Here is a 1,496-nt window from a genome sequence, read left to right as displayed (position 1 = left end):
GGGAGAGGAGCCGCGCTATGAGGCGTGTGGCGGTAGTGGGGTATAGCGGCGCCGCATGTGCTGAATGTCGATCGGCCCTAACACTACTTTGGCAGAATCAGATTGGCGGTCTCCAGATGGCCCTTCGGCAGTGGGGACAAGTTGGCGATGTCGAGGAGAGTGCCTTGAGGACGGCTCTGCGGACCTGAGGCAGGGTCGGTCGAGGTGGTCCCCATCGCAGGCTTTTTTTCTCCTGTGGCCTGTTCCAGGCGTCGATGCTGCAGGAAGGCGTAGGCGATCATGGTCATCAGGGCGTGGCGGTGGAGGCCGCGCCAGGAGCGGCCCTCGAAATGGTCGAGGCCCAGTTCCTCTTTCATCTGCTGGTGGGCCTGCTCACACACCCAGCGCGCCTTGATGGCGGCGGCGAGCTTTTTCAGGGAGGCTCCGGCCGGCAGGTTGGACAGATAGTATTTGCGCTCGCCCGAGGTGCGCCATTCGCCCACCAGCCAGGCCTCTTCTCCCGGCATGTGCTGCTGGCCCTTGTCGTGGATACGCTGGGGTGGTCCATCGGCGATCCGGATGCGGCAGGCGGCAAAGCGTGCGCTCAAGGGCCCCTTGGTGCCGCGCCGCCAGGAGAGCTTGCGCCATCGGGCCTCGGCCAGCACCGTCTCGGCGGACACAGACAACTGGTCGGGGATCTGGTGCTTGCGGGGCCGGCCGCGTCCGGCAACGGGGAAGACGAGCGCAACATCGGCGCCATAGACCTTCTGGTGCTTGGGGATGCCCACGGCCCAGGTGAGGCCGCGCGTGCTCAGGCCTTGGCGGAAGGAGGCGGACAGGCCGTAGCCGGCATCGGCCAGGACCAGACCGAAACGCACGCCCTGCGCCATGACGCGGTCGATCTCCTGAAGGGCGATCTCGGGCTTGGAGCGCGGCGCCTGGAACGGCTCCGGCACGCCGGCCGCGCTCATCCGTCCGATATCCTCGGTCCAGCTCTGAGGCAGGAACAGGCGCAGGCTCAGGGCGACCGGCACCTCGTCGCGTGCGAGCGTCACGGAGACCAGGGTCTGGCAGTTGGCGCGCTTGCCGAGCATGGAGGCGTATTGCGGCGCGACCCCCACCGAGTGACTGCCCTTCTTGGGCAGGCTGGTGTCGTCGATGACGAGGACAGCAGCGGGGCCGCCCACGAGGCGATCGGCGCAACGTGCGAGTTCCGCTTCAAGGGGGGCCTCGTCCCACAGGCCATCCGCGATGAAATGGTGGAAGCGGTCATACCGTGCCGGCTCGAGCCGCTCGGCCATGGGCTGCATGCTCTTGCGCTCGCCCGGACCAATCAGCCCCGCCACATAGAGCGGACACATCTGCCGCCGTTTCTTGTGCCCCAGCAGGGCCACGAACGGCTTCAGGAACTCCCCCAGCGCCTCATCCCAGTTCGCCATGGCCTGCGCTCCCATCCGGGCGCAAACCTCAACACCTCAACGTTATCAATCCGTTAATCTGCCAAAGTAGTGCTAGGC

At 66.4% G+C, this 1,496-nt stretch carries 1 protein-coding gene; it reads right to left on the bottom strand.

The features are described from left to right. Window positions 1–83: 83 nt before the first annotated feature. Entirely contained in the window at window positions 84–1,433 is a 1,350-nt protein-coding gene (locus L0966_RS22135) for an IS701 family transposase (protein ID WP_370640813.1), read from the bottom strand. Between the last annotated feature and the right edge of the window lie 63 nt (window positions 1,434–1,496).

The organism is Xanthobacter sp. NM-59 (assembly GCF_021401125.1).
Classification (GTDB): domain Bacteria; phylum Pseudomonadota; class Alphaproteobacteria; order Rhizobiales; family Xanthobacteraceae; genus Xanthobacter.
The sequence above is the reverse complement of the archived record's forward strand: the minus strand, read 5'-3'. Positions and strand labels throughout refer to the sequence as shown.